This is a genomic window from Paenibacillus tritici (genome assembly GCF_018207515.1).
GTDB lineage: Bacteria > Bacillota > Bacilli > Paenibacillales > Paenibacillaceae > Paenibacillus_AQ > Paenibacillus_AQ tritici.
Genome location: NZ_CP073365.1, coordinates 4,210,673 through 4,234,096 on the forward strand (window position 1 = coordinate 4,210,673; position 23,424 = coordinate 4,234,096).

Sequence of the window (23,424 nt, forward strand, 5' to 3'; positions counted from 1 at the left end):
TAGTAACAGTTCCTCTCTTTGTTAAGTTGAAACGGAAATTCCGTGCGCTGTTTTCATAAGTGGATTTCATAAATGCAGGCACCAAAATAAGCATACGGAAATGATCCGCATGCCTTGATGTGCATGGTCATTATCCCACTAATGCTTACGAGGTTAGCTGGCGGATTCGGGCTGTGGTAGCCCTACGGTTACGAGTCTTCTGACCCGCTTCCGATTCACCCCTTTGGCACTGGGCCAAGTTTGGTTCCCCCGTTTTTCCTACCGGAAAATTCAGCGCATATTCAACTTCTCACAAGGACTAATATTAAGCTACAATACGGCTTCCGTAAAGCGGTGAAACAAATGAAAAAAGAATGAAAAGCATCCAAAACCACCAAATCCATGATCCGGTATGTCTTGATCTTTCATTCTCTTTCATTATCCCTATATCGCTTGATTTTACAGTGTTTTTGAACATTAATTTCCGCTTAATTTAAAGGAATGTTCACCTCTTCAGCCTGCCTGCCGGCTCCTACTCCACAGTGTCCTCTTTGCGTCCTGTCCATAGCAGAATGGCGATGAGTGCGAACGCAATAAGTGCAAGCAAAGGGATCGTTATAAATCCGAAAAGATTCAGATAATCTTTGTTGCACGGCACGCCGATTGTACAGGGGAGCACCTTGCTGAGTGCCGGTATTTTCTGCTCTGCATAATGATAGATAGAGATGCTGCCGCCGATCAGACTCAGGGGAAGAACATAAGGGATAATACGCTTGTCCCCCCGGTAGGTGGCAATTCCCAGCAAGAAGAGCTGCGGGTACATGAAAATCCGCTGGAACCAGCATAACTTACAGGGCTCATACCCCAGAACTTCACTGAGATATAAGCTTCCCGCTACAGCAATAACACAGACAAACCAGGCCAAGTAGAGACAGTTGCGGCGGCAGAAGGCAGAGAAGGCTGTCATTGGGCTGCCGCAGCTTCCGTTGCTGCCTGGATCTGAGCGTCAATCTCCTCCATATTGAAGGGCTCCTTCACCTTGACTCCATTCACGAACACGGTAGGTGTAGTTGTCACTCCAGCGTCGGTTGCGACCTGAATATCACGGTTCAGTTCACTTGTATAGGTACGGTCTTCAATGTCTTTGCGCAGCAGATCGTAGTCCACCGGCAGTTCCAACTGCTTGGCGAGACTTACCAGGTAGTCCGGTGTTGCCCATTCTTTGTCCTCATTCCCCTGGTTGGCATACATCGCATCGAAGTACTTCCAGAAGGCTTCCTGGTTCTGATGATAGACCGAAAGTGCTGCAAGCGAGGCTGTTTTGGAATCCGCAGCAAGGAAGGCTAAGTTCACAAAGTAAAAGGCCGCTTTATCCTGATTCACATACTCCTGCACGATCTGCGGTTTCATGACCCCTGTGAACTGGGCGCAGGCCGGACATTTGAAATCGCCGAATTCCACAATTTTGACCGGAGCATCTTCCTTGCCTAGGCGTATCATCTCGCTGTAATTGAAATTAACCGGTTCAGCCGTGGAGCCCGGGGCTGAGCTGTCCTTAGAGGCAAGCAGGTATAATCCGACAAAAATAATAACGACGATGGCCACTGTACTCACGATCAGAATTCTCGTTTTCTGCTTCTGCTGCTCCAGCTCTGTCTTGCGCTTCTCCTGCTTGCTCATCTGGGGAACCGTGACATTGTTCTTTTTTGGTTTGCTCAAAGAGAGTTCCTTTCCGTCCTCTGGACTGTCGTGATAAAAGAATAGTTACTTTCAAAGTATATAATCAAAGCTCTCTTTTTGGCAAACCTGTATTATACAGCTTCCGTCGTCTCCTGCGCTCCCCCATCCTCTTTCTCTTTGCCGAAGAACAGCTCCGGTGAATGCTCCAGCGACTGCAGCTTAATTCTGAAAAAAAACTGGGTGCCTCCCCCCTCTGCCGGCTCCACCCAGATCTCTCCCTGCATCAAATCCACCAGCTTCTTGCAGATCGCAAGCCCCAGACCCGTGCCGGGGTATTTGCGGGTATGTGACCCGTCCACTTGGGAGAAGGTTTGAAACAGCAGCTGCAGCTTATCCGGTGAAATGCCAATTCCGGTATCACGCACCATAAATTGCAGAGACTGAGCGCTCTCTCTAACGCCATAGGACTCTACTTTAACGGTTATCGTGCCGGATGGAGTGAATTTCACCGCATTGCCAATCAGATTGATCAGAATCTGGCGAAGACGCTGCGAGTCTCCGGCGAAGTTGTCGGGAAGCCCTTCTTCCATCTCCAGCTCAAGCGATAACGGCTTGTCTTGAGTGCTCACCATGAACAGATCCATGCAGCCCTGCAACAGCGCCTTCAGCTGAAAATCATCCTTCGTCAGGGCCAGGCTATCCGCCTCCAGCCGGGAGATATCGAGAATATCGCTCATGACCTTCAGCAACGCGTGGCCGCTGGTGCTCTGGAGCTGCAGCAGCTCCAGATGTTCAGGATTGCTGATCTCCTCGGCCAATAGCTGATTGATCCCGATAATACCATTCAGCGGTGTGCGGATTTCATGGCTCATGGTAGCCAGGAACTCGCTTTTCATCGTGACTGCACTCTCAGCGGCGTCCCGCGCCTCCATCAGCTCATATTGAAACTTCATCAGGGTAGTGACATCCTCGGCTACGATATAGACCAGCTGTTCCGTATGATGCTGCAAAGGAAACACGGTGACGCTGCAGATGAGCTGCTCGCCGCCTTTGGTCCGGACCTTAAGCTCCAGCTTGGAGGATTGGCCCCGCGAGGCGCGGAGTACGGCATCCCTGACGGCTGCTTCATCCCGCTCACTGTACAGTATCGCTTTATAATTCCCCAGCTCTTCTGTGCCGTATCCGGTAGTGTTCCGCAGGGAAGGGTTCACACTGATGATCTTCTTGCGGGCCGGATCAATGCACATCACCATATCCGGACTATGCTCGAATAAGGCAGTATACCGCTGCTCATTGAAGGCAGCCGCCTGGAGTACCCGCTGCCGGTCCCTGTACAGCAGGGCAAGAACGATCGACACAATGAACAAGAATGAGCCGGCCAGGAGCAGCCCCAGTACAGAATCATTCAGGAAGAGCATTCGCCGGGTAGCATTGGACGGCTCAACCATAGGGAAGGAAGCACCCGCCATGGCGGCATAATGGATACCTGTGAATGCGCCGGTCAAGGTGATGACAAGCAGCAGTTTTTTGAAGCTGAACATATTGTAGTCCTTCTCCAGCCACTTGGGATCGTAGGATGCGGTAATAACAGGGACAATCAAGGCGAACAATACCGACAGAATCATGGAAAAAGCGCCTTGTTCATAGCTTGCTGTAAGCTTCATCGACAGAATGCCGCTGAAATGCATAATCAGAATACCGCTGCTGAACAACAGGCCGCCCAGCCCCAGATAAATCCTGCTGCGGGTACGCTGGTTATTAAGCATCACTAACAGCATATAAGAAGCTGCCACAGGAATGATCAAAGAGAACGCCAGCAGCAGCAGATCATACGACACCGGAACGCCCATATCCATTGCGCGCATCCCGATGAAATGCATACTCCACATTCCGGTACCGAGTACCAGGGAGATTAATAATATATAACGCGGGCCCCGCTGGCTGCGGAGCAGCCGTTCTGTGAGATCCAGTGCTGTGAAGCAGGACAAAAAAGCTATCGCAACCGATAAGAGGACAAGCAGATCATTGTAAGTGTTAAGAGGATGCTCCAACGCTCCCGCCCCTTTCTTGAATCGGATATATTTCATCTATTTACACTCCTTACCCGCCCCCATTCCCCCCGAATCGGAGGATCGCCACATTTGGGCATGCAAAAAAAGCACAGCGCCATAGTAGCGCCGTGCTTCGTGTCATGTATGCAGCTTATGCTCCGGCTTCCTCTGTCAAAAACTGCAGCTTCAGCAGCTTGATCCGTGAAATCCGCTTGTTGTCTGTTTCTTCTACGACAAATAAATGATTGTCAAACTCAATCGTCTGGCCTTTTTGCGGCGGGTTGACTTCAAGCTTGGAATACAGCCATCCGCCTATCGTATCGTAATCATCGGTTTCCATATGGATGCCAAGCTTGTCGTTGATCTCTTCAATCAGCATCAGTCCGTCCACGGAGAACTCATCCTCTCCCAGCTGCTCAATGCCGGGGCGCTCCTCGTCGAACTCATCCTGAATCTCGCCGACAATCTCCTCCATAATATCCTCCAGCGTAACCATACCCGAGGTACCGCCATATTCATCAATTAGAATGGCGATTTGCGTCTTGGCACGCTGCATGACCTTCAGGAGGGCGCTGATCTGAATGGATTCCGGTACAGTCAGGATGGGACGGATCAATTCATTATATTTCGGAGCATTGTCCCGGATCATATCCTTAATATGAATGAAGCCAAGAATATGGTCCTTGTCTCCTTCACAGACCGGATAACGGGTTCTCATCCCGTCGAAGGCAATCTCAAGATTCTCTTCCGTCTCCAGATGGGTGTTCAGACATATCATTTCTGTACGCGGAATCATAATCTCCCGGGCCATCGTGTCGGCAAATCCAAAAATATTATCGACCAGCGTCATTTCCGTGTTGTCAATCAGACCGCTTTTGTTGCTCTCCTGCATCAGAATGCGTATTTCTTCCTCCGTATGCGCAGTCGCCAGCTCGGAAGCCGGTGCCAGACGGAAGATACGCAGCAGCCCCCGGGCCAGCCCGTTCACTACCCAGATGAAAGGAAACATAATCCGGTAGAACACGTTCATCGGTCCCGCGGTTAACAGAAGTACAGCCTCTGCCTTATTCACAGCAATGGTCTTAGGCGCAAGCTCACCAAGTACGATGTGCAGAACGGTGATGAACATAAACGCTATAATCAGGGAGATGACAAACACCGAGGTCTCGCCAAAGCCCAGCTTCATAATCAGCGGCCCCACAATCGTGGCCACGGCAGGTTCACCCAGCCAGCCCAGTGCGAGTGAAGCAAGGGTAACCCCAAGCTGACACGCGGACAGGAAGCCATCCAGATTATGGACGATTTTTCTTGCAGCTAACGCTCTCTTACTGCCTTCTTCAATCAGTGACTCAATGCGCCCGCTGCGCACCTTCACCATCGCATACTCAACCGAAACAAAGAAACCGTTAAGCAGCACAAGCAAAATAATAAGTCCTACATGTAATATACCGGGTAAAGGGTCGCTCAATTTATACTCCTATCCACCGTAACCTGTACGGATGGATAGGCCCACCTCCTTCGTTTGCTCAAAATGTCAGACTGGATAACGCCAGGTGCTTCCTTGCGTATCAACTCCCCAATGCCCTCATCTCCTGTAATGAATCACGAATTATAAATAATACTTTCATTATATAAATATATTAGGTGAAACAGCAACCATGCGTGTCCCCTCGAAAAATACAGCATATGTAAGGAAGGCAGCAAAAGAAACGGCTGACCGCCTTTAAACAAAGGGGGACAGCCGTTTTTGGGTTAATCTATGGATAAATGGTCAGAAAAGCTTATCAGCAGTTGCGTACACCCAGCGGATTCCCGATAACTCCCGGATATTGATAGACAAGCGGCTCTTCAAAGGTCGCATAATCGAAGTTAACCATCAGCAGCACTACCCGCTGTCCTGTAGCCCGGTCACTGATGATCAGGTGGTCACGGCCGGCAGCTTCAAGCACGCCTGTATAGACTTTGGCATTCCAGTCTTTGTTGTTCTCATAAGTGAAGTAGAAGGTACCTACCTTACCAAGATTCAGCCGGAAAATATTCTCAATATAGGATTGTTCAAACACAGGCGCAGCGGTAGAGACTACCATTCCGCCAGGCATCATGGGGCTGCCGCTGCTCACCTGGGGCGGCATGGCTCCCATTTTGCCCATTTGGCCCATTTGCCCCATATTTCCGATGTGTCCCATATTGTTCATGTTGTTCATATTATTCATATTGCTCATGTTATCCATATTGTTCATGCTGCCTGCGGGGTTGCTGCCCATCATATAAGGAACTGGGCGGTACGGTTGAACGATCATGTACGGATTACCTCCTAAAAGTGTACTAACCATCTCTTTCTTGCCTAGAATACTGCCGGACAATCTGCCTGTGTCGGGGTGAAGAAGCAGTGGGCTTTGTAACGTCCGGTATTCTGCTGATTGTACCAGTTCGCCGGACAGTCTCCGACAGGCCGGAAGAACCAGAGCGCATTCGAGGCAGGCCAGGTTCTTTCTCCATTAATGGCACGTTTCGCCAGCCGGATATCGGCTTCCCGTGCCCGCTGATAGAAATATCCCTTCTGCGGCGCTTCAAAGCCTCCGGGGCTCTGGTACACCATGTCATTCACACTGCGGATGTTGTTGAAATCCAGGCAATTGCCAAGAATCCGGTTCACGCCGACATTGCCGACCATCAGCATACCTGACTCCCCGTCCTCTTCAGCCTCTGCCCGCATCAGCCGCGCAAGTACCCTTACGTCCTCCGAGTTTGTTTTGATGACAGCCACGCGTTCTCCTCCTTGCATTCATTTCATGGACAGTGACGACAGCCATGCCGCCCTGCTCAAATCTCCGTTGTTCTTTAGCTGCTCGCTGTATTGTATGTGCATTCGCCCAAGAGGTGACAGTCTGCGCCCAAGTTTTTTCAAACCAAAAACCCCCTTGCTCCTGTGAAGGAACGAGGGGGAAACGTAACTTTCTATGATAAGAATACCCTCCGGCTACTCCGCCGTGGAGTAATGAGGACGCCGCTGAAAGCCATGATACCGTGTGCCCTGGTAGGTTAGCACGCCTCTATCCCCCTCCGCACTCATACCGTATTCATGACCTTCCACCTTGAACTCCCGCCGCACCCCATCCTCAGCTTCATAGGTCAGATAGTAGGTTGTGCTGGTCCGGCTGGAGAGATTATCCTCCTGAGACTGCTGGCGCATTTCTGTGCGCTTGCTCACGATACGGGCGGGAATGGACTGCAGGGGGGCGTTGTTGTTCCGGCTCCACTGAAGCAGTCCTCTGCCAGCTGATACAGCGATGATCCCCACGATCAGAGCGACAAAGACCGGCAATACCGTTCCTGTAAAATCGAACATCCAGGATGGATCACTTCCCATTGTCTCTTCCCCCTTATTCCCAAGTAGTTAGCTTACCTGCTGTTACAGGCTTCTCTACATGTATATGCCTCTTGTCTGCAAGACAGCACCGGGAGAAGTGTCTCACTGTATTCCCCAAGCGGAATGCACGGCAAAAAGGCCATTCAGAACCCGGTCTTGCCGGGAAGCTAAATGGCCTTCATTAATACCCGCGAGGCGATCACATTAAGCATGTACGAGATCTAACAATTGTCTGGTTTCATTGCTTTCTTCCGGCAGCATTCCGTTCTCTGCCCAGCAGGCTCTGCATTGTTCTTCGGTTTCACACAGGTGAGCGTCATCACAGTTGTAGCACAATTGCATCAGGTTTCTAGTCATATAATCCGTTTCAAAAGTTGTCATTTTAATCTCTCCTATTCGGGGTGAAAGTTTGTGAAAAAAGTAACTTGTTCTCTATGTGTTAAATATATCACAGGATTTAAAATTTGTCATGTGATTTTTTTCACATTTTTAAAGAAAATTTTAAATAAGATTTTTCCTTATATTAAAGGGGGTGCCCGTTAACGGACAGCCCCCTTCATATTACATTACACATATTACATTACACGCATTACATTACACGCCAGCTCACGCCGCCGCTCTTAGGCTTCGAAGAGGGTACCGCCCTCCCAGGTAGCAAGCAAGTGGAAAAAGGTAGCTTAATTTGCCCATTTCAGAGGGATAGACCAGAGCAAGTGGAAAAACAGCATTTAATATCGTTCGTTTCGCTATTACGGGTGGAATGGGCGAATTTAAGTGTTGTTTTTCCAACTACGGTTGTAGCTGTGTTTATTCATTCATCAGCAAGTGGAGAATATCCAACTGCTATATAGATTGAACTTAAAATATGCAGCAGGGAAAAGTTGGCGGAGGTGAATTTGGGCACTTTAGGAGCGTCAAAAGGGGCTGCCCGTTAACGGACAGCCCCTAAGTTTACTACATTACGCGCCAGCTCACGCCACCGTTAGTCGTCTGCAGCAGGATGGATTTGCGGTCCTCCTCCTTCGCGATCAACAGCCAGCCTACATCGCTGGAGATGAATTGCAGCTTCACTACCTCAGGATATTCCAGAAGCTTGGACTGCAGCACACTGCTGGCCGGAAGCGCCGTCCATGTCAATCCCTGATCAACCGTCTTATAGATCAGATCACCTTCCAGCGACCATCCCACCTTAGAGTTCAGAAAGTCAGGAGCAATATGCCGGTTCATCCCGGACATTGCAGGCCGGCCGAACCCGCTAAACTTCCAGTTCTCTCCCCCGTTAGCGGTAAAATAGCCGTTGTAGATCATGCTGCCTTCCTTTTCCTTCTGACAGCCTACCGGCATCCATCCTCCACTAGCATTCTCGCCGAAGAATTCAGGCACACCCGTCACCACCCTGTCACAGCCCACAAAGCTGTCATTGACCAGGAATTCAGAACCGGATACCCAGGTCGCCCCCCCGTCCCTCGTCATAAAGATCTTGGGCAGGGCTCCCGTCTGCAGCGTAACAAAACCATGTCTCTCGTCATTAAAGATCATCCCGGTCGTGACCCCGGCGTGCGGAATTGAAGTGCTCGGCAGATTCGGGTTATACTGCTCATTCTGCATAACCAGACTCCAGGTCGCTCCGCCATCCTTAGTAGCATACAGGGCTTTGCTCTCCTTCGTGGCACTGGCATCCCATTTGGTCATCAGCCAGCCGTGCGAGGGTGAGCTGAAATAGATGGCGGACAGATTGTTGGAATCCGGAAAAGCAGAGATTTGCCAGCTGTGCCCCCCATCCGTTGTGCGCAGCACCACGGTTTCGGTTGAGCCGAACGAGCTTCGTATAATCCAGCCGTGTCCGGGATCGGTGAAGAAAATCTCCTTGCCGTATACCGGGTTATTCAGAAACTGCACATTCGTGGCAGGCGAGATATTCACCCAGGTCTTGCCATTATCCAGCGTCATATACATACGCAGTTCGTTTCTTGTAACTCCCCAGGCCAGTCCCGCTGAAGAGTTCAGCAGCCTGAAATCCGTCAGCCGGGTCTGAATCTGGTATTTTGGCACGCTTTCGGTATCGACATTCTTGTTATCCGGAGTGATGACAGTGATCATCTGCCCCTCTTCCGGCACTTCCGTTGGCTGAGGGGGCCGGGTCGGCTCCGGCGGAGGGGCGGATGAGCATGCCGAGAGCACTAACAGTGTCATAAGAAGCACCAATGCCATTCTTAGAACCTTGGAACCTGAAGCTTGGGATGACAATGCTCTCTCTCCTCTTCCGTTATTATTTCTTCGTATTCAAATTACTGCGCTTGTAACCGTACAGAGCGTAGATTACCAGTCCTATCGCAACCCAGATGGCAAAGCCGATCCAGGTTTCTGTTCCGAGATTATACATCAAGTAACCACAGGCTGCCGCACTTAGGATTGGAACCAGAGGAACCCAAGGAACACGGAAGCCTCTTCTAAGATCTGTCTTCGTACGGCGAAGCATAATCACACCGAGTGATACAACCAGGAAGGCAAATAAGGTACCGATACTGGTCAGGTTAGCCAGCCGGTCCAGAGGAACGAAGCCGGTAAGCACGGCAATAAGGCTGCCCACCATCCAGGTACTGCGAACCGGTGTATGCGTCTTGGGACTAACCTTGGACAAGCTCTGCGGCAGCAGCCCGTCACGCGAGATGGCGAACAGCAGCCGGGTCTGGCCGAACAGCATGACCAGCAGCACGGTAGTCATCCCTGCAATAGCCCCGATGGAGATCAGTCCGGCAACCATATTCTGGCCAACGAAACGCAGGGCAAAGGACACCGGATCAGTGACATTCAGGTTCTGATAAGGCACAATGCCAGTCAGGACCAGGGAAACTGCGATATAGAGGACCGTACAAATAGCCAGGGATGAGATAATCCCGATGGGGAGGTCACGCTGGGGACGCTTCACCTCTTCTGCGGCGGTCGAGATGGCATCAAAGCCGATATAGGCAAAAAATACAGTGGCCGCGCCATTCATCACGCCATGAATCCCAAACGGCAGGAATGGAGTCCAATTCTCGGGCTTCACATAGAATATGCCTGTGATAATAAACAGCAGCACCACGGAGAGCTTGATTGCAACCATCACTGCGTTGAAGCGGGCCGTCTCCTTAACCCCGCGTGTCAGCAGATAGGAGATCAGCAGAATAATGATGACAGCAGGCAGATTAATGAACGTTCCCTTATCCGCATTATACGCTCCAGACAAAGCTGTGGGCAAATGTATCCCGAAGCCTTCCAGCAGGCCCTGGAAATAACCGGACCATCCGCTGCTTACCGCTGCTGCGGCAACCCCGTATTCCAGGACAAGGTCCCAGCCGAGCACCCAGGCGAGTAATTCGCCAAATGCCACATAGCTGTAGGCGTAGGCGCTGCCGGATACAGGCAGGGTAGATGCGAATTCAGAATAACACAAAGCGGACAGCACACAGGCAATCCCCGCTATGATGAAGGAAAGGACAAGGCCCGGGCCGGCATGCTCCGCAGCAGCCACTCCCGTCATTACAAAGATTCCGGTGCCGATTATGGCACCCACACCGAGCATAGTCAAATCGAGTGCGCCCAGTGTCTTGCTAAGCTTCTCAGTTCCGGCATTCTGGGGAATAGCCAGCGGTTTTTTGCGGAATAAATCCATACTTCAGTTCGCTCCTGTCAAGTGGTTGAGTGGATAATACGAAAAGCATTGTTAACTTGTCCCTTTTGGGGTAATGGATTAAAAGCGGACAGCTTGAAAACACTATCCTTAGAGATTATGATGGATAAGATTGGACGAAATTTCAAAATACAATTGCTGGAGGAGATTTAACAATGGCCCCATTTAAGCCCAATCGTGTTGTGGTGATCGGTACCGGCGCAGTCGGAACCACTACAGCCTATACCCTGCTGCTGCGTAAGCGTATGCCTGAGCTTGTACTGATCGATGTGAACCATCAGAAGGCGCTGGGTGAAGCGCTGGATATGAACCATGGCATGCCCTTTGTCGGGGGCGTGAAGCTATGGGCCGGTACCTATGAGGATTGCCGCGATGCCGACATCATTATAGTCACAGCCGGTGCCTCTCAGAAACCCGGAGAAACCCGGATCGACCTGCTTCGCAAGAACATCTCGATCTTCAAAGATATCATCCAAAAAATCACGAAATACAATCATCATGCCATCCTGCTGATTGCCACCAACCCGGTCGATATCCTGTCATATGCCACCCTGAAGATCAGCGGCTTCGACCGCAGACGCGTTATCGGTTCAGGAACCGTGCTGGACAGTGCCCGCTTCCGTTACCTGATCGGCAAGCACAAGGAAATTGACCCGCGCAGCATCCATGGACAGATCATCGGGGAGCATGGCGATTCCGAGCTGCCGGTCTGGAGTCTCTCCAATGTTGCGGGGATTGATCTGGGCTTCGATGAAGCCGAACGCAAAGAAATCTTCGAGGACACGAAGAACGCCGCTTACGAGATCATTGACGCCAAAGGATCAACATCCTATGCCATTGCTCTTGCCCTGGACCGCATTGTCTCCTCTATCCTGAACAATGAAGGTTCCGTTCTTAATGTATCCACCTTGCTGAACAACTATAATGGTGTCTCCGATGTGTTCCTCGGCGCGCCATGCGTTGTGGACCGCTCCGGTGTACGTGAAGTCCTGGATCTTCCGCTCAGCGAAGAAGAACAGAGCTTGTTCCAGCAATCCGCTGACAAGCTCAAGGGTGAAATCTCCAAGCTGGAGCTATAATTCCGGACAGAACAAGCCAGCCGCCAATCCCTGAGGATTGGCGGCTATTTCGCATTGCCATTACACACAAACCGCGAACAAACCGCGAAGACGCGTTAACGGGCTAAATATCATGTTAGCAAGACATAGCGGAGTTGTCATTATAAAATCGCACATTTCATGTCGTTTATGTGTGATATTTTGAACAAAAGTTCATAGTTGAAGTGCGAAGTATACTGGACAGTTGATTACAGACTTCCGGTCAGCTTATCAGGGCTGCTGATTTGCAGTCTGGACATCGCTTCTTCCTTCTCCCGGCTGGTAATATGCGTATATACCGTAGTCGTCTGAATGGAAGAATGGCCCAGCAGCTCCTGTACGGTCCGCAGATCCGCTCCCTTGCGCAGCAGCATGGTGGCAAAAGAGTGCCGCAGCTTATGGCTGGAATACGCCCGTTGCTGGGACGAAGGCACTTCACTCTGGAAACGGCTGAAGGTATCCGCAGCGATCCCTTGAATTCCGCGAATCGATAACCTGCGGCCTTTTTGTGAGATGAACATGGCCTCTTCCTTGCTGCGCCACGGGGCCAGCCGATCCTTCAGCGCCTGGTCAAGATAAGGAGCAATATCCTCCGGAACCGGAATGTTACGCCACTTGCGGCCTTTGCCGAAGACCCGCAGGGAACGCCTGTCTACATTATAATCACTCAGATTCAGTGTATGTACTTCCCCTACCCGCAGCCCCATGTAAGACATCAGCAAGAAGACCGCAAGATTGCGGCTTCTGTATTTGCCGTCTACCGCAGACAAAAACCGCTGCAGATCCTGTTCATCCAGATAGACCGGCTCACGGTTTTTTTCGGTTTTGGACTTCTTGATGCCTGCGGCCGGGTTGATTGTGAGCAGCTCCAGCTCCGACAATGCCTTGAACAGACAGTTCACCGAAGCATGCTTGCGGTTACGGGTAGCATCGCTGACCCCGCGTTCCCGGACCGAGGTCAGGTAGGAGACCACATGCAGCTTTTTGACAGTAGCGAGTTCTCTGCCCTTCAGGCTGGACAGGAATTCCCGCACATCGGCCAGGTACGATTTCTGGGTGTATGCTGTATACCCGGCGTCCTTCATCCAGATGAGAAAGGCATCGAGTTCTTCTTCGTAAAATGATTCCAGCTCGTTCATGCTCTGTATCCCTCCGCTTCGGATGCTCTCCACTGCGCAGCATGTTTCTCTGCTTAATCGCTTCGATACTCCAGATTTCCAGATTCTGATCAGGAAATACACCATAGATACTATTCGATAATTCCGTTTTTCCAATGGATCTATTATCTGATACTCCATAATCAAATACAAGGAATGCGGGACATTTCCGTTCACTCGGATGCCGCGTCCGCTCCCCACTGAAGCGGAATCCGCAGACGGAATTGCTTTCTCTCCGCTGGATATGAAGCATACTGGGCTACAATCTCAAGCATATCAGATAGCTGGACTGGCGGGAATATCTGTTTAAATACCAGTCTGTCTCGTTCTATTCGGACCGGCTGTTCTTTGGGGAAGATTGTATGCTCTTGTCCCGTCTGCAAGGTAAGCGAGGTGGCCTGACTTATCACCTGACTTGCCTCATAATATAGAACCGTCTGCTCCTTCTCATAATCAACAGCAGTAATCGTAACCGTCCCTCCCTGATTGCCTTGCAGGGTTAGCGGGAACGGACCGCTCAGGCTCCGACGATCCTCACCTTGTTCTATGGATTCATTGTCTAGGGTTTCAGCTACAATCAATGTCACATACTCCGGTTTGGGATTCAGCTCTATCAGCGGAGAGAAGTTGAAATAGTAGTAGTCTAAAGTTGCGCCGCCGCCCTGATCCAAATATAACGTTCCAATGTCATCTTCAAGCATAACGTCGAACCAGGGGTAAGGATAGATATTCCGCACAATAACTTGTGAAGTCACAGGACCAAGGGTTACCCTGTCAATGCTATACAGTGATTTTTTATAAGTAAAATCCAAATCCTTAGGATACACGGTTGTAGTCAGTGCGTCACTTTTGTTTTTGAATAGAGGGACAGATACATCCCATTTCCCCTTGGTTGTCCCAATCTGGCTGATACCCATATTCAGCATCAGTTGCCCCGGCAGTTCCTTATCTCCGAAGCTTAGCCGGGTGGTTCCAACGAAGGTGTGGTCACTTGTAATCGTGAAATCATGCGTCGAGATTATTTGCGGATCATACCCCTCGAAGTTAAGCTCATAGTAAACCTCTGCCTCCTTATCCGTAATAGGATCAGATAATGGCGGGTAACTCACCTCATAGTTAAGCACCAGCTGAATGCCGTCATAATACTGTTCCACAAGATTAAAAGTGATCCCCTGATCCTTAACAATTGCCCCCGCTGGACTGCTCAGATGCTTCTCTTCAATCGGTTTCAGTTCTCCTTTAACTGCCCCTTTGGCATACAGGAAATCGAAGAATGGAATAACGCGCAGCGCCTCAGCTACCTGCGGAGAGATGAATCCGATCCCTGTTATTGATCCAGCTATAATGGCTAATACTGTTCCGATCCCAATTATTCCTTTCTTCAGCGGGGAAAATGGACGTTTCCTCTGTGAAGCGTTCGCTATCCTGACGGAATGCAGCTTCCACACTTCTGCGAATTGGATGGACGATGGCTTCGTTTGTATGACATGTGCCGCTTCTTCCTGCAATTGAGCTGGTATAGCTCCTGATTCTGCATCAAGCCATTCGTTGCCTGAACTCATTTGATTCCCTCCTTCATCGTCAGCAGGCCGGGTTCCAGCTCGCTGCATCCCCGCAGCTTGCGCAGTGCCGCGTGTAGCCTGGATTTGCAGGTTCCCAGCGGAATGCCTAACACTTCTGCGGTTTCAGGAAGCGGCAGTTCGGCATAATAATGTAGTGTAATGACTTCTCTCAGCTTCACAGACAACCCGCTGACCGCATTCCACAACTCAAGCCGGTTCTCGTTCTGCAAGGCAAAGTTTTCAGCGGAATGCTCGGTCTCTTCCCTGGGAACCCCGGCCAATAGTCTTATCCAGACTTTGCGGCGCAGCAGATTACGGGACATATTGACTGCAATCCGATACAGCCAGGGACGCAGCGGCCTGGAGGAATCATACAGATGATATTTGGCAAAAGCGCGCAGGAACGTCTCTTGTGTGACATCATCTGCCAGGGCCCGCTGCTTGGTTATCATAAGTGCAATGCCATAAATGTAGGAGGAGTGTGCTTCAAACATTTCTTGGGCCTGCCGCTCTGTGATAGGATAATCCTTCACTCTCTGCTTCTCCCCTTTCATTTATTAGATATACGCTTTGAACCGGGCGAACCGTTCGCTCTTAAGTTTCAGAAAAGTGTCAGGTGGTTATGGATGAAGGAGAGCTTGACCTAACTCAGATAGAAGAAGGAGACTGTAACCTATGCCAGATAACAAGAAAATTGTTCTCGAACCCGCAGCCCAGAAATTTGCTGATGATAATGCCAAGCCTCCCTTTCTGCCCGACCTCGGTCCGGAAAAGGGCCGGGAAACGGTGAATACCGTCCAGTCCGGCGACATTGAGAAGCCCGAAGCAGATCTTCAGGATCTGACCGTCCCAGGCGGTCCGGGCGGCGAAGTGAAGGTTCGTATTGTACGGCCGGTCGGCACTTCCGGTACTTCTCTCCCGGTCATTCTCTATATTCATGGAGCCGGGTGGGTATTCGGCAACAGCCATACCCACGACCGCCTAATCCGCGAGCTGACAGCAGGTACTGGATATGCCGTTGTATTTCCGGAATACAGCCTGTCCCCGGAAGCCAAGTACCCAACCGCCATTGAAGAAATTTACGCGGTTCTGGAATGGATCGCCAGGGAAGGCGCCACGTACGGGCTCGATGTCTCCAGGCTTATAGTTGCCGGAGACAGTGTCGGCGGTAACATGACTGCTGCCATTACCCTGATGGCCAAGGAACGCAGCGGACCGGCCATCTCCAAGCAGCTGCTTTTCTATCCGGTAACCGATGCCGCCTTCGATACAGAATCATACCACCAGTTCGCCGAAGGATATTTTCTGCAGCGGGACGGGATGAAGTGGTTCTGGGATCAATATACTACCGATCCTGAGGAGCGGGCCCAGATTACCGCTTCACCGCTGCGTGCCAGTCTGGAGCAGCTAAGCGGTCTGCCGGAAGCCCTGATCATCACCGGAGAAGCCGATGTACTGCGGGATGAAGGCGAGGCTTATGCGGACAAGCTTCGCGAAGCGGGAGTGCCTGTTACGGCAGTGCGGTTCCAGGGCGTCATCCACGACTTCGTGATGCTTAACGCCTTGGCGGATACCCATGCCAATATAGGAGCCTTGCTGCTGGCAACGGCCTGGCTTAAGCAATAAAGTCCTCTTGTGAGATCACTATATTAATGAAATGAAAGCAAGCCCGTTCTGGAGTAAACTCCGAGCGGGCTTATTCGCTTCATGCTTTGAGGACCAATTAGTTAACATAATAATTATTATGTTAACTTTTATTTTCGCAATGGTTACATTATTGTCTTCCTTAATTTAGCAACCAATTCCATCCTCCGGCGTCTTAATAATCAGAACAACCTACTACAAGGAGCTGAATCTATTGTTGTCCGTCAAACCTATCTTCACCAGCTTACTCACACTTTCTCTGCTGGCCGCTTCCAGCCCTGTCTCTTCACCAAATTCCATGTCTGGTACAGCACACGCAGCAGCCTCCCTTTCTCCCTCAACCACTGCACCCACTGCTGCTCAACTGCTTCCGCTGAAGTGGCAAGTATCTACGGATGGCGCCGGGATGTATGCCAGCAAGCTGCCGGTTATCAACGGAATCCTCTACTACTCACACAAGAATACGCTTTATGCCAAAAATATAGCTACCGGCAAAACTCAGTGGTCTTACAAACAGGGTGCGCATCCCGAGATCGTCACAGCTAACTCCATATTTTTCATCGACAATCAAGAACAGCTGGTCAAATTATCCGCCGCCACCGGCAAGCTGATCTGGAAGGTTAAGGTATCAGAGCACCCGATGGAGGTTGGCGGACAAGCCCGTCTGATCAATGGTATGATCTATTTTGCCAATGAGAGCGGCGGTGTAGCAGCTTATAACCCCGTTACCGGTAAAAGGCTGTGGGTCAACAAGGATATCCCTATGTACGCCGGCTCCATTTATGGTGAATATCCCGGTGCGCTCGTAGTTTCCAGCACCGTCGATAATATCCGCACGCAATTCTTCGGTCTGGATCCGTTCACCGGCAAACGTCTCTGGAGAACTGAAGGTCTGTACAACTATGTGGCTTCTGAACAAGGACAATTAGTATTGCGGGAGCAGGCCGCAGCCGTAAAGGGCAATACTACTGAAGCTGTGCCGGGATATCAGTTGACCCTGGTGAAGTTGAACCCTACTACAGGGAAGCTTTCGGACAAGGAAAATTATAACCTGCTCAAAGACACCTCCAACATGGGCAGCTATGCGACTACATTCCAGAATTCCTATATCTATTCGGTTGACAGTATCCTGGAGCAAGAGGATCCTGTCCTTACGCGCTTAACGCGGGGAGCAGATACCGTAGCAACCGTCAAAAGCTATGCGAGCTACGGCAAATGGCTGTCCGGCCCTGCGGATGGAATGGCCTTCTTCCAGCATGAGACGCAAATTAGCGGTGTCAAGCTTGCAGACGACAGTGTGGTTGCGTTCGATCACGCCGCTGAACCTGTTGAACATCTGCAGCGCGCCGGGCACGCCGTATTCGCCATTTACAGAAACGGTACGATCTCGGTTAACCATTCCGATACTGGCGCATTGCTGGGAATGATCAAGAGCGGGGCCACATCGCCCAGCTTCGGCAGGATTACTATCGTGAACGGAACGGCACTGATTCCAATGGAACACCGTATAATAGCCGTTCCCCTGCCTGAAGAATATCAATAATCGCCTATACAAGACGTACTTAAGTTTTGAACTCTAAGCTTGGTCGTCGCTGCGGTGAACATTTGGACTTCCGGCCGCTGTTGTCACCAGATTTCTTGATTTAATCCGCTCTTCGCGGGTGAAATCCGGTGACAAAGGCGGTCGCTACCGCTCCTACAGTTCCAAATTTCCCCTCCGCTTCTCTTTTGCTTTTCTTTAATTTCTTTAGTACTTCTTCTATAGCCTAGGTGTTCGTACGCAGGAACTCCCCGATTCTACGGGCGGCTTCCAGAAGCCGCTCTTCATCCTCTACCAGCGCTATCCGTACATAACCTTCCCCTTGATTGCCAAAAGCATCTCCCGGTATAACCGCTACTCCGCTTGACAGCAGCAGTTCCCGGGCAAAACTCCGTGATCTGCCGTCTATTCCCGCAGAGCTATAGGTTTCCGGCAGCTTCGCCCAGATAAACATGGTTGCTGCCGGTAAAGGAACCTTCCAGCCTTCACGGGCCAGGGCTTCTACCAGCACATTGCGCCGCCGTTCATACAGAGCGGCCACTCCCTGATCCGGCCCTGAGGCCATCGTCTGCTCCAGCGCCACAACCGCCGCCTCCTGGATCGGCTCGAAGACGCCGTAATCCACATTGCTCTTAAGCTCCCGCAGCGCTCCGACGGCCTGGGCGTTGCCCGTCATGAAGCCGATGCGGCATCCGGCCATGTTGAAGCTTTTGGAGAAGGAATGAAATTCAACGGCCGTATCCAGTGCGCCGGGTACCTGGAGAATACTGATCGGCCGGTAGCCGTCGAACCCCATCTCTGAATAGGCCAGGTCATGTACGACCAGCACATCCCATTTGCGGGCCAGTTCTACGACTCTCTCCATATAAGCCAGGTCCACGGTAACCGAGATCGGATTGCCAGGAAAACCGAGCAGTATAAATGAAGCTTCACGCCATACCTCTTCAGGAATGCTCTCCAGATCAGGCCGGAACGAATGCTCCTCAAGCAGGGGCAACGGCCAGGCTCTAACACCGGCTATAGCAAGTGCCCCCGAATAGATCGGATAGCCGGGGTCCGGTACAATCGCCAGATCACCGGGATTACAGACAGCGAGTGCCAGATGCGCCAATCCATCCTGTGAACCCATCAAGGACACAATTTCGTCCTCCGGGTCAACATCTACGCCGAACCGCCACTTCATCCATCCCGCCGCCTGATTGCGGAAGGCCGTACTTCCCTTGGAGGAGGGATAGGAATAGCTATTCTCCCGAAGCACCGCTTCACTCAAAGCCTGACGGATCTCGGGCAGAGGCGCCCGGTCCGGACTGCCAATTCCAAGATCAATCACCTCAATTCCGGATTGACGCGCTTCCGACTTCCACGCCGCTACCTCGGCGAAGATGGATGATCCCAGATGAGACAGCTTATCCGATCTCCATTTATGCTGCTTGCTGTTATGTATCAACGGAATACCTCCACAATAGTTTTTTGTATTATTATTCTACTAAAATTACTCTATTTAAGCTAATCACTAGTGCGAGAACTCATATAAAAATCCATCAGAACTGAAACAGCGTATAATTTATGTTATACGCTGTTTTTTTGGGGGTGTTTTGAGGACTGAAATTGGTATTATCCTCACATCAGGGGATAACGGGACACCGGGGACGCCGGCTACACTGGTGCAACAAGCAAGTGGAATAATGTATCTTAGTTTGTGGATTTCGGAGGATTACGGGTGAGCAAGTGGAAAAACTCCAACTACTACGGGTGGTTTCAGCTGCTTGGGGTGAAATGCGATTATTTAAGTGTTGTTTATCCACTTGCTGTTCTACCGGGGTTCATTTGTTCCTCAGCAAGTGGAGAAAATCCAACTGCTTCTACTTTTTCCACTATCCATAGCATCCGGCTTGCTTCATTGCCCTATTTGCGATTATCTCCAAACAGAGCTACCCAAATAGTAAAATGCCCTGCCCGGACCATACCAGGCAAGGCATTTATATGGATTCATGAAGATTGAGAGAACTGGGAAAACCCATGTTCGGTTACTTCCTTCTGCCGCCGCATTAACTCTTCCATATTGTAAAGCCGTTCAGACATGTATTCAATGTGCTGAAGTAAGGCTGCGAATCCCAAAACGAAAATGCTGGAGATTCCCCCGGCTACCCAGGTCATTATCATGAGTCCCCAGGCGAAGCCCTTATCATCATATGAAAATTCTGGCTCGGGTCCGAAAATGTTACCTGCCACAATACCCCCAATAAAGGCAGCAGCAATAGTTATGTAAGCGATCCATTTCAATGCTTTTACCACTAGATTTCCTCCAAATCATTGTTATATAAAACCAATCTACCAGATTAATACAATGGAGTGAATTAACAATTCAAAGGGAACCGCCGCCCCTCTCTGGGCATAGGATAGGGGTATACATCACAAAGGTGGGAACGCTCATGTCCAAGAACAAGCGCGGTAAAGCACTCTGGAATACTCCAGCCAAAGCAAGGGGCACCTGCCCGATCTGCGGGAGCACACGGATCAAGCTATTGTATCTCGGCAAAGGTCCGGCAGGCGAAAAGCTGACGGTCTGCAAGAAATGTGACGGCAAGCAGCAGGCGGCGGTGTGAGTTAATCGCAGCTCCTCCAGCACAAAGAAACGGCTTGCCAGTCCCGAGCGGGGCAGCAGCCGTTTCACAATCTACTCTCTTTTGAATGCGCAGCCTTTAATTCAGACTCATTGCAGATCATGCTGTGGCACCCAGTCCTGAATACCGTTATCTTCAAGGATACCTAGCGTTACATCAGATATATGCGGGTCGGCAAGCAGCTTGTCCCTTACCTTGAACTTAATATCGTCGGCATCCGCCAGCGTCAATCCCCGCTTCAGCTCGATCAGACCCTCCACATGATAATAACGCCCTTCCTGCAGAATCCGCATCTGATAAATATCCGTGACCCAAGGATCGTCCAGAATAATTCGTGCTACCCGCTCTTCAATCTCCGGCGGTGCAGCCACACCGATCAATCCAACCATATTGTCGTACCCGACCCGGAAGGCTACGCCGATCATCATGAACGCGATCAGAATACTGCTCACCCCATCCAGCAGCTTGAAGTTTGTAAAAGCGGTGACCAGAATGGCAATCATAGCGAGCAGTCCGCCGCTGGTTGCGACCAGGTCCTCGTAGTAGACAAGCCGGGTAGGCGGGGCGGCTCTTTTCACATTTTTCAGCGATGCCGTGAATTTCCGTAATCCCTTGGCCTCCACCCGCGATTCGTGCAGCACCTCATTCATTGCCTTCACCCAGACAAATCCGTCAGCCACGATGGATAATACAAGGACAAGCACATTAATCCAGTACCCTTGCGAATCGGTTGCCGGGTGTCTCAGCAGGTGGAAGCCTTCATGCATGGTCTCATACGCCATAATAGTAACTACAATTACAGCCACCATACAGAAGAGGTTAATCACCCGTCCGAACCCGTCGGGGAAACGCCTGGTCGGTTTTTTCTCAGCCAGCACACTGCCTGTGAACACAAACATCTGATTGACGGCATCGGCAATGGAATGCATCATCGTGGCGAACATGGACCCGCTCCCTGTCAGGGCAAAAGCGATTCCCTTGACAATAGCAATCCCTGTATTGCCTATCGCCGCCGATCCTGAGGATTTATTACCTTTTTTGATCAAACTTCTTATACTCTCGCTTGTCTGCTCCATTCTCCGGCAGCCTCCTTAAGCTCATATACCGAAATCCGGCAAACGCCTCCGTAGCTGATTTCGTACGGCTTCCGCCGTGGTCTATGTTTCTATATACCCCGTGCGGCGAATTTCTATCAGCTTGCAGTGTGCTGGCGGTGGAATTACTGAAACCCCGATTTCACCCATAGCTTGGAGATATCCAGAAATCCGAAGGAGCCGGGCTGGAGTCCGAGCAGATTCTGGCTCAGTTGCGCTTTTTTGTTCAGATGGCAGCCGTACAGTACCCAGCAATTATCACGCAGCTTACTTTCCGCCAGATCCAGCAGCGCCGCCCTCTCCTCAGCAGCCAGCCGGGCGAACGGCTCCAGCAACCGTGTCAGCGTCAACTTCTGACGATCCAGCAGCAGACCATGCAGATAGTTCGATTCATTGCGGAAATAATTAATCATCCCCCACTGCCAGTCATCCTCCAGCACTTCCTCAGCGATCAGCAAATCTGCGTGACTCATAATATCAGGGCGATCATAGTCGGTAAAAGCATACAGTTCAAGCTGTAGGCCAATCCTCCGGCAGCGTTCCTGCAGCCATAGGGCTTCCTCCTGATCCTCTTTCTGGACCCGGAAGGCAAGCTTCAGCACCTCTCCCTTGTAACCGGCCGCCTGGAGCAGCGCCTGTGCCTCCTGCGGCAGCCCCTCCGGGAATGGATGCCGGCTGCTCCACCAGGGCAGGAAGCTGCTGGCCGGCATAATCCGGTTGCCCCCAAGCTCCCGGATTATAGCAGGCGGATGATATAGTATCCGCAAGGCCTGACGGACAGCCGGATGATGATGCACGCCTTCTCTTTGGAAATTAAACAGAATATAGCGGCAGCCGACAGCCGGATAATCAATACTATGGCTCTGATCCTCTTCCGGTATCGGCGTGTTACCCGGGCTGGTACTGGCATCCGTAAGCTGATATTGACGTACACTCGACGCCAAATGAGGCAGATACCAGATTTCGACCCGGTCGAGCAGCGGGCGGATGCCGTAATAGAGGTCATAGGCCCCGAGTACCAGCTCATCTTTACTCAGATTCAGCACCTGGTACGGCCCTGTGCCCACCGGATGCTGGGTGAAATCCACATCAAAGGGGAGAATCGACATATAAATCGAGCTGAACAGATGCAGAAAAAAGAGATTGGGCTGCACCAGATCAAAGCGGATACGGTAATCACTTTCCAGCTCGACATGACAGATATCCTTGAAATGGCCGATCACCGGGCTGGCAAGATCATTCAGGCGCTGTAAGGTTCCTTGGACATCCCGTGAAGTCATCATTCGTCCGTGGTGGAACCTCACCCCTTTGCGCAAGTAGAACAGATAGCTCGTACTACTCTCATTCACCTCCCAGGTGTGAGCGAGGCCCGGCAGGAATACTCCTGCTTCAGCATCATAGGTGATTAAGGTGCTGCAAATATGACCCAGCAGATAAGTTTCAAAAGCCGTATACACGATAGCCGGGTCCAGCTTCTCCATCGAACGGTTACGGGAAATCCGCAGCACCTCCTGCCCGGATGTGGACCCCGGTTCACTCCAGAAGCCCATTTGCTTGTCGAGAACGGCCAGCAGGCGTTCTTTAAGCGGCTCATTCACGGGATATTGGCCAATCAGGTCAATGGCAGGCTTAATCCGGCCTTTGCTGACCAGCTCCTGAAAGCTCTCTTCCAGTACCTCATCCACATGGCGTGAAAAGGTTAACAGCGAGCGGTGTCCTCTCCCTCTGCCGGGTACCCAGGTAATGAAATGCTGTTCCTCCAGCTTCCGCAGGATAAACTTCACATTGCGCGGCGTGCAGCACAAGATGCCGGTCAGCTGCTCAATCGTTACCGGAATCGGCTGCTGGAGGTTAGAGGCCGGGGCCAATGCTGCGGCCAAACAGAGATAATGCGTGCTGCTGGTGTCCATATATCCATGCTCCTTTAAAGGTGAAAAGTCAGATGAAATCCTT

At 51.0% G+C, this 23,424-nt stretch carries 21 protein-coding genes and 1 riboswitch; of the genes, 4 read left to right on the forward strand and 17 right to left on the reverse strand.

Annotated elements, in window-relative coordinates:
* Positions 1 to 127: 127 nt before the first annotated feature.
* Positions 128 to 286, reverse strand: a riboswitch (cyclic di-AMP (ydaO/yuaA leader).
* 225 nt (positions 287 to 511) lie between these two features.
* The 10 genes from KDC22_RS18055 to bcaP all read right to left on the reverse strand — a co-directional run bounded on the left by KDC22_RS18055 (position 512) and on the right by bcaP (position 10,735).
* The gene (locus KDC22_RS18055) at positions 512 to 946 is read right to left on the reverse strand and encodes a disulfide oxidoreductase (protein WP_211719900.1); all 435 of its coding nucleotides are present in this window, start codon (positions 944 to 946) and stop codon (positions 512 to 514) included.
* The gene (locus tag KDC22_RS18060) at positions 943 to 1,698 is read right to left on the reverse strand and encodes a DsbA family protein (protein ID WP_211719901.1); all 756 of its coding nucleotides are present in this window, start codon (positions 1,696 to 1,698) and stop codon (positions 943 to 945) included. Before KDC22_RS18060 ends, KDC22_RS18055 begins: the two co-directional genes overlap by 4 nt.
* 92 nt (positions 1,699 to 1,790) lie before the next feature.
* Entirely contained in the window at positions 1,791 to 3,746 is a 1,956-nt protein-coding gene (locus KDC22_RS18065; RefSeq protein ID WP_211719902.1) for an ATP-binding protein, read from the reverse strand.
* 115 nt (positions 3,747 to 3,861) lie between these two features.
* The gene (locus KDC22_RS18070) at positions 3,862 to 5,178 is read right to left on the reverse strand and encodes a hemolysin family protein (RefSeq protein ID WP_173136957.1); all 1,317 of its coding nucleotides are present in this window, start codon (positions 5,176 to 5,178) and stop codon (positions 3,862 to 3,864) included.
* A gap of 316 nt (positions 5,179 to 5,494) precedes the next feature.
* Positions 5,495 to 5,896, reverse strand: coding sequence for a spore coat protein GerQ (gene gerQ / locus KDC22_RS18075; RefSeq protein ID WP_246553746.1), 402 nt, complete (start codon positions 5,894 to 5,896; stop codon positions 5,495 to 5,497).
* Positions 5,897 to 6,054: 158 nt separating this feature from the next.
* Complete coding sequence (locus KDC22_RS18080) at positions 6,055 to 6,477, reverse strand: cell wall hydrolase (RefSeq protein WP_211719903.1); 423 nt, start codon at positions 6,475 to 6,477, stop codon at positions 6,055 to 6,057.
* A 213-nt stretch (positions 6,478 to 6,690) separates the two neighbouring features.
* A complete protein-coding gene (locus KDC22_RS18085; protein ID WP_173136953.1) occupies positions 6,691 to 7,080 on the reverse strand; it encodes a DUF2500 domain-containing protein in 390 nt (129 codons plus the stop codon).
* Between the two features lie 204 nt (positions 7,081 to 7,284).
* A complete protein-coding gene (locus KDC22_RS18090; RefSeq protein WP_211719904.1) occupies positions 7,285 to 7,461 on the reverse strand; it encodes a hypothetical protein in 177 nt (58 codons plus the stop codon).
* A gap of 573 nt (positions 7,462 to 8,034) precedes the next feature.
* Entirely contained in the window at positions 8,035 to 9,273 is a 1,239-nt protein-coding gene (locus KDC22_RS18095) for a WD40/YVTN/BNR-like repeat-containing protein (RefSeq protein WP_211719905.1), read from the reverse strand.
* A gap of 76 nt (positions 9,274 to 9,349) precedes the next feature.
* Positions 9,350 to 10,735 carry a branched-chain amino acid transporter BcaP gene (gene bcaP, locus KDC22_RS18100; RefSeq protein ID WP_211719906.1) on the reverse strand — a complete coding sequence of 462 codons (1,386 nt, stop codon included), beginning with the start codon at positions 10,733 to 10,735 and terminating at the stop codon, positions 9,350 to 9,352.
* 173 nt (positions 10,736 to 10,908) lie between these two features.
* On the opposite strand from bcaP, the gene KDC22_RS18105 reads away from it, so the two are divergent.
* On the forward strand, positions 10,909 to 11,832 hold the full coding sequence (locus KDC22_RS18105; protein ID WP_173136948.1) for an L-lactate dehydrogenase: 924 nt from the start codon (positions 10,909 to 10,911) through the stop codon (positions 11,830 to 11,832).
* A 227-nt stretch (positions 11,833 to 12,059) separates the two neighbouring features.
* On the opposite strand, the gene KDC22_RS18110 is transcribed toward KDC22_RS18105, so the two are convergent.
* From KDC22_RS18110 to KDC22_RS18120, 3 genes are all read right to left on the reverse strand, one after another.
* Positions 12,060 to 12,989, reverse strand: coding sequence for a tyrosine-type recombinase/integrase (locus KDC22_RS18110; protein ID WP_211719907.1), 930 nt, complete (start codon positions 12,987 to 12,989; stop codon positions 12,060 to 12,062).
* Between the two features lie 191 nt (positions 12,990 to 13,180).
* On the reverse strand, positions 13,181 to 14,569 hold the full coding sequence (locus tag KDC22_RS18115; RefSeq protein WP_211719908.1) for a DUF4179 domain-containing protein: 1,389 nt from the start codon (positions 14,567 to 14,569) through the stop codon (positions 13,181 to 13,183).
* Positions 14,566 to 15,102 (reverse strand): RNA polymerase sigma factor, encoded by a 537-nt coding sequence (locus KDC22_RS18120; RefSeq protein WP_246552734.1) that lies wholly within the window; start codon positions 15,100 to 15,102, stop codon positions 14,566 to 14,568. The genes KDC22_RS18115 and KDC22_RS18120 overlap by 4 nt, the downstream gene beginning before the upstream one ends.
* A 142-nt stretch (positions 15,103 to 15,244) precedes the next feature.
* On the opposite strand from KDC22_RS18120, the gene KDC22_RS18125 reads away from it, so the two are divergent.
* Positions 15,245 to 16,195, forward strand: a complete 951-nt coding sequence (locus KDC22_RS18125; protein WP_211719910.1) for an alpha/beta hydrolase — start codon at positions 15,245 to 15,247, stop codon at positions 16,193 to 16,195.
* Positions 16,196 to 16,511: 316 nt separating this feature from the next.
* A complete protein-coding gene (locus KDC22_RS18130) occupies positions 16,512 to 17,756 on the forward strand; it encodes an outer membrane protein assembly factor BamB family protein (protein ID WP_211719911.1) in 1,245 nt (414 codons plus the stop codon).
* 223 nt (positions 17,757 to 17,979) lie between these two features.
* Here the strand turns inward: KDC22_RS18130 and KDC22_RS18135 are convergent, their stop codons facing one another.
* Together KDC22_RS18135 and KDC22_RS18140 are read right to left on the reverse strand one after the other, a co-directional pair.
* Positions 17,980 to 19,200, reverse strand: a complete 1,221-nt coding sequence (locus tag KDC22_RS18135) for an aminotransferase class I/II-fold pyridoxal phosphate-dependent enzyme (protein WP_246552740.1) — start codon at positions 19,198 to 19,200, stop codon at positions 17,980 to 17,982.
* A 542-nt stretch (positions 19,201 to 19,742) separates the two neighbouring features.
* The gene (locus KDC22_RS18140) at positions 19,743 to 20,048 is read right to left on the reverse strand and encodes a hypothetical protein (protein WP_173136938.1); all 306 of its coding nucleotides are present in this window, start codon (positions 20,046 to 20,048) and stop codon (positions 19,743 to 19,745) included.
* 137 nt (positions 20,049 to 20,185) lie between these two features.
* Between KDC22_RS18140 and KDC22_RS18145 the strand changes: the two genes are divergently transcribed.
* Positions 20,186 to 20,359, forward strand: a complete 174-nt coding sequence (locus KDC22_RS18145) for a hypothetical protein (RefSeq protein ID WP_173136936.1) — start codon at positions 20,186 to 20,188, stop codon at positions 20,357 to 20,359.
* Between the two features lie 107 nt (positions 20,360 to 20,466).
* On the opposite strand, the gene KDC22_RS18150 is transcribed toward KDC22_RS18145, so the two are convergent.
* Both KDC22_RS18150 and KDC22_RS18155 read right to left on the reverse strand, forming a co-directional pair.
* Positions 20,467 to 21,453 (reverse strand): cation diffusion facilitator family transporter, encoded by a 987-nt coding sequence (locus KDC22_RS18150; protein ID WP_211719912.1) that lies wholly within the window; start codon positions 21,451 to 21,453, stop codon positions 20,467 to 20,469.
* A gap of 143 nt (positions 21,454 to 21,596) precedes the next feature.
* Positions 21,597 to 23,381 (reverse strand): ABC transporter substrate-binding protein, encoded by a 1,785-nt coding sequence (locus KDC22_RS18155; RefSeq protein WP_211719913.1) that lies wholly within the window; start codon positions 23,379 to 23,381, stop codon positions 21,597 to 21,599.
* Between the last annotated feature and the right edge of the window lie 43 nt (positions 23,382 to 23,424).

Excerpts from the sequence above, each read along its gene's own strand:
- KDC22_RS18055 (WP_211719900.1), bottom strand. The coding sequence starts at position 946 with ATGACAGCCTTCTCTGCCTTCTGCCGCCGCAACTGTCTCTACTTGGCC.
- KDC22_RS18065 (WP_211719902.1), bottom strand. The coding sequence starts at position 3,746 with ATGAAATATATCCGATTCAAGAAAGGGGCGGGAGCGTTGGAGCATCCT.
- gerQ (WP_246553746.1), bottom strand. The coding sequence starts at position 5,896 with ATGGGACACATCGGAAATATGGGGCAAATGGGCCAAATGGGCAAAATG.
- KDC22_RS18085 (WP_173136953.1), bottom strand. The coding sequence starts at position 7,080 with ATGGGAAGTGATCCATCCTGGATGTTCGATTTTACAGGAACGGTATTG.
- KDC22_RS18090 (WP_211719904.1), bottom strand. The coding sequence starts at position 7,461 with ATGACAACTTTTGAAACGGATTATATGACTAGAAACCTGATGCAATTG.
- KDC22_RS18095 (WP_211719905.1), bottom strand. The coding sequence starts at position 9,273 with ATGACACTGTTAGTGCTCTCGGCATGCTCATCCGCCCCTCCGCCGGAG.
- bcaP (WP_211719906.1), bottom strand. The coding sequence starts at position 10,735 with ATGGATTTATTCCGCAAAAAACCGCTGGCTATTCCCCAGAATGCCGGA.
- KDC22_RS18105 (WP_173136948.1), top strand. The coding sequence starts at position 10,909 with ATGGCCCCATTTAAGCCCAATCGTGTTGTGGTGATCGGTACCGGCGCA.
- KDC22_RS18110 (WP_211719907.1), bottom strand. The coding sequence starts at position 12,989 with ATGAACGAGCTGGAATCATTTTACGAAGAAGAACTCGATGCCTTTCTC.
- KDC22_RS18115 (WP_211719908.1), bottom strand. The coding sequence starts at position 14,569 with ATGAGTTCAGGCAACGAATGGCTTGATGCAGAATCAGGAGCTATACCA.
- KDC22_RS18125 (WP_211719910.1), top strand. The coding sequence starts at position 15,245 with ATGCCAGATAACAAGAAAATTGTTCTCGAACCCGCAGCCCAGAAATTT.
- KDC22_RS18130 (WP_211719911.1), top strand. The coding sequence starts at position 16,512 with ATGTCTGGTACAGCACACGCAGCAGCCTCCCTTTCTCCCTCAACCACT.
- KDC22_RS18145 (WP_173136936.1), top strand. The coding sequence starts at position 20,186 with ATGTCCAAGAACAAGCGCGGTAAAGCACTCTGGAATACTCCAGCCAAA.
- KDC22_RS18150 (WP_211719912.1), bottom strand. The coding sequence starts at position 21,453 with ATGGAGCAGACAAGCGAGAGTATAAGAAGTTTGATCAAAAAAGGTAAT.
- KDC22_RS18155 (WP_211719913.1), bottom strand. The coding sequence starts at position 23,381 with ATGGACACCAGCAGCACGCATTATCTCTGTTTGGCCGCAGCATTGGCC.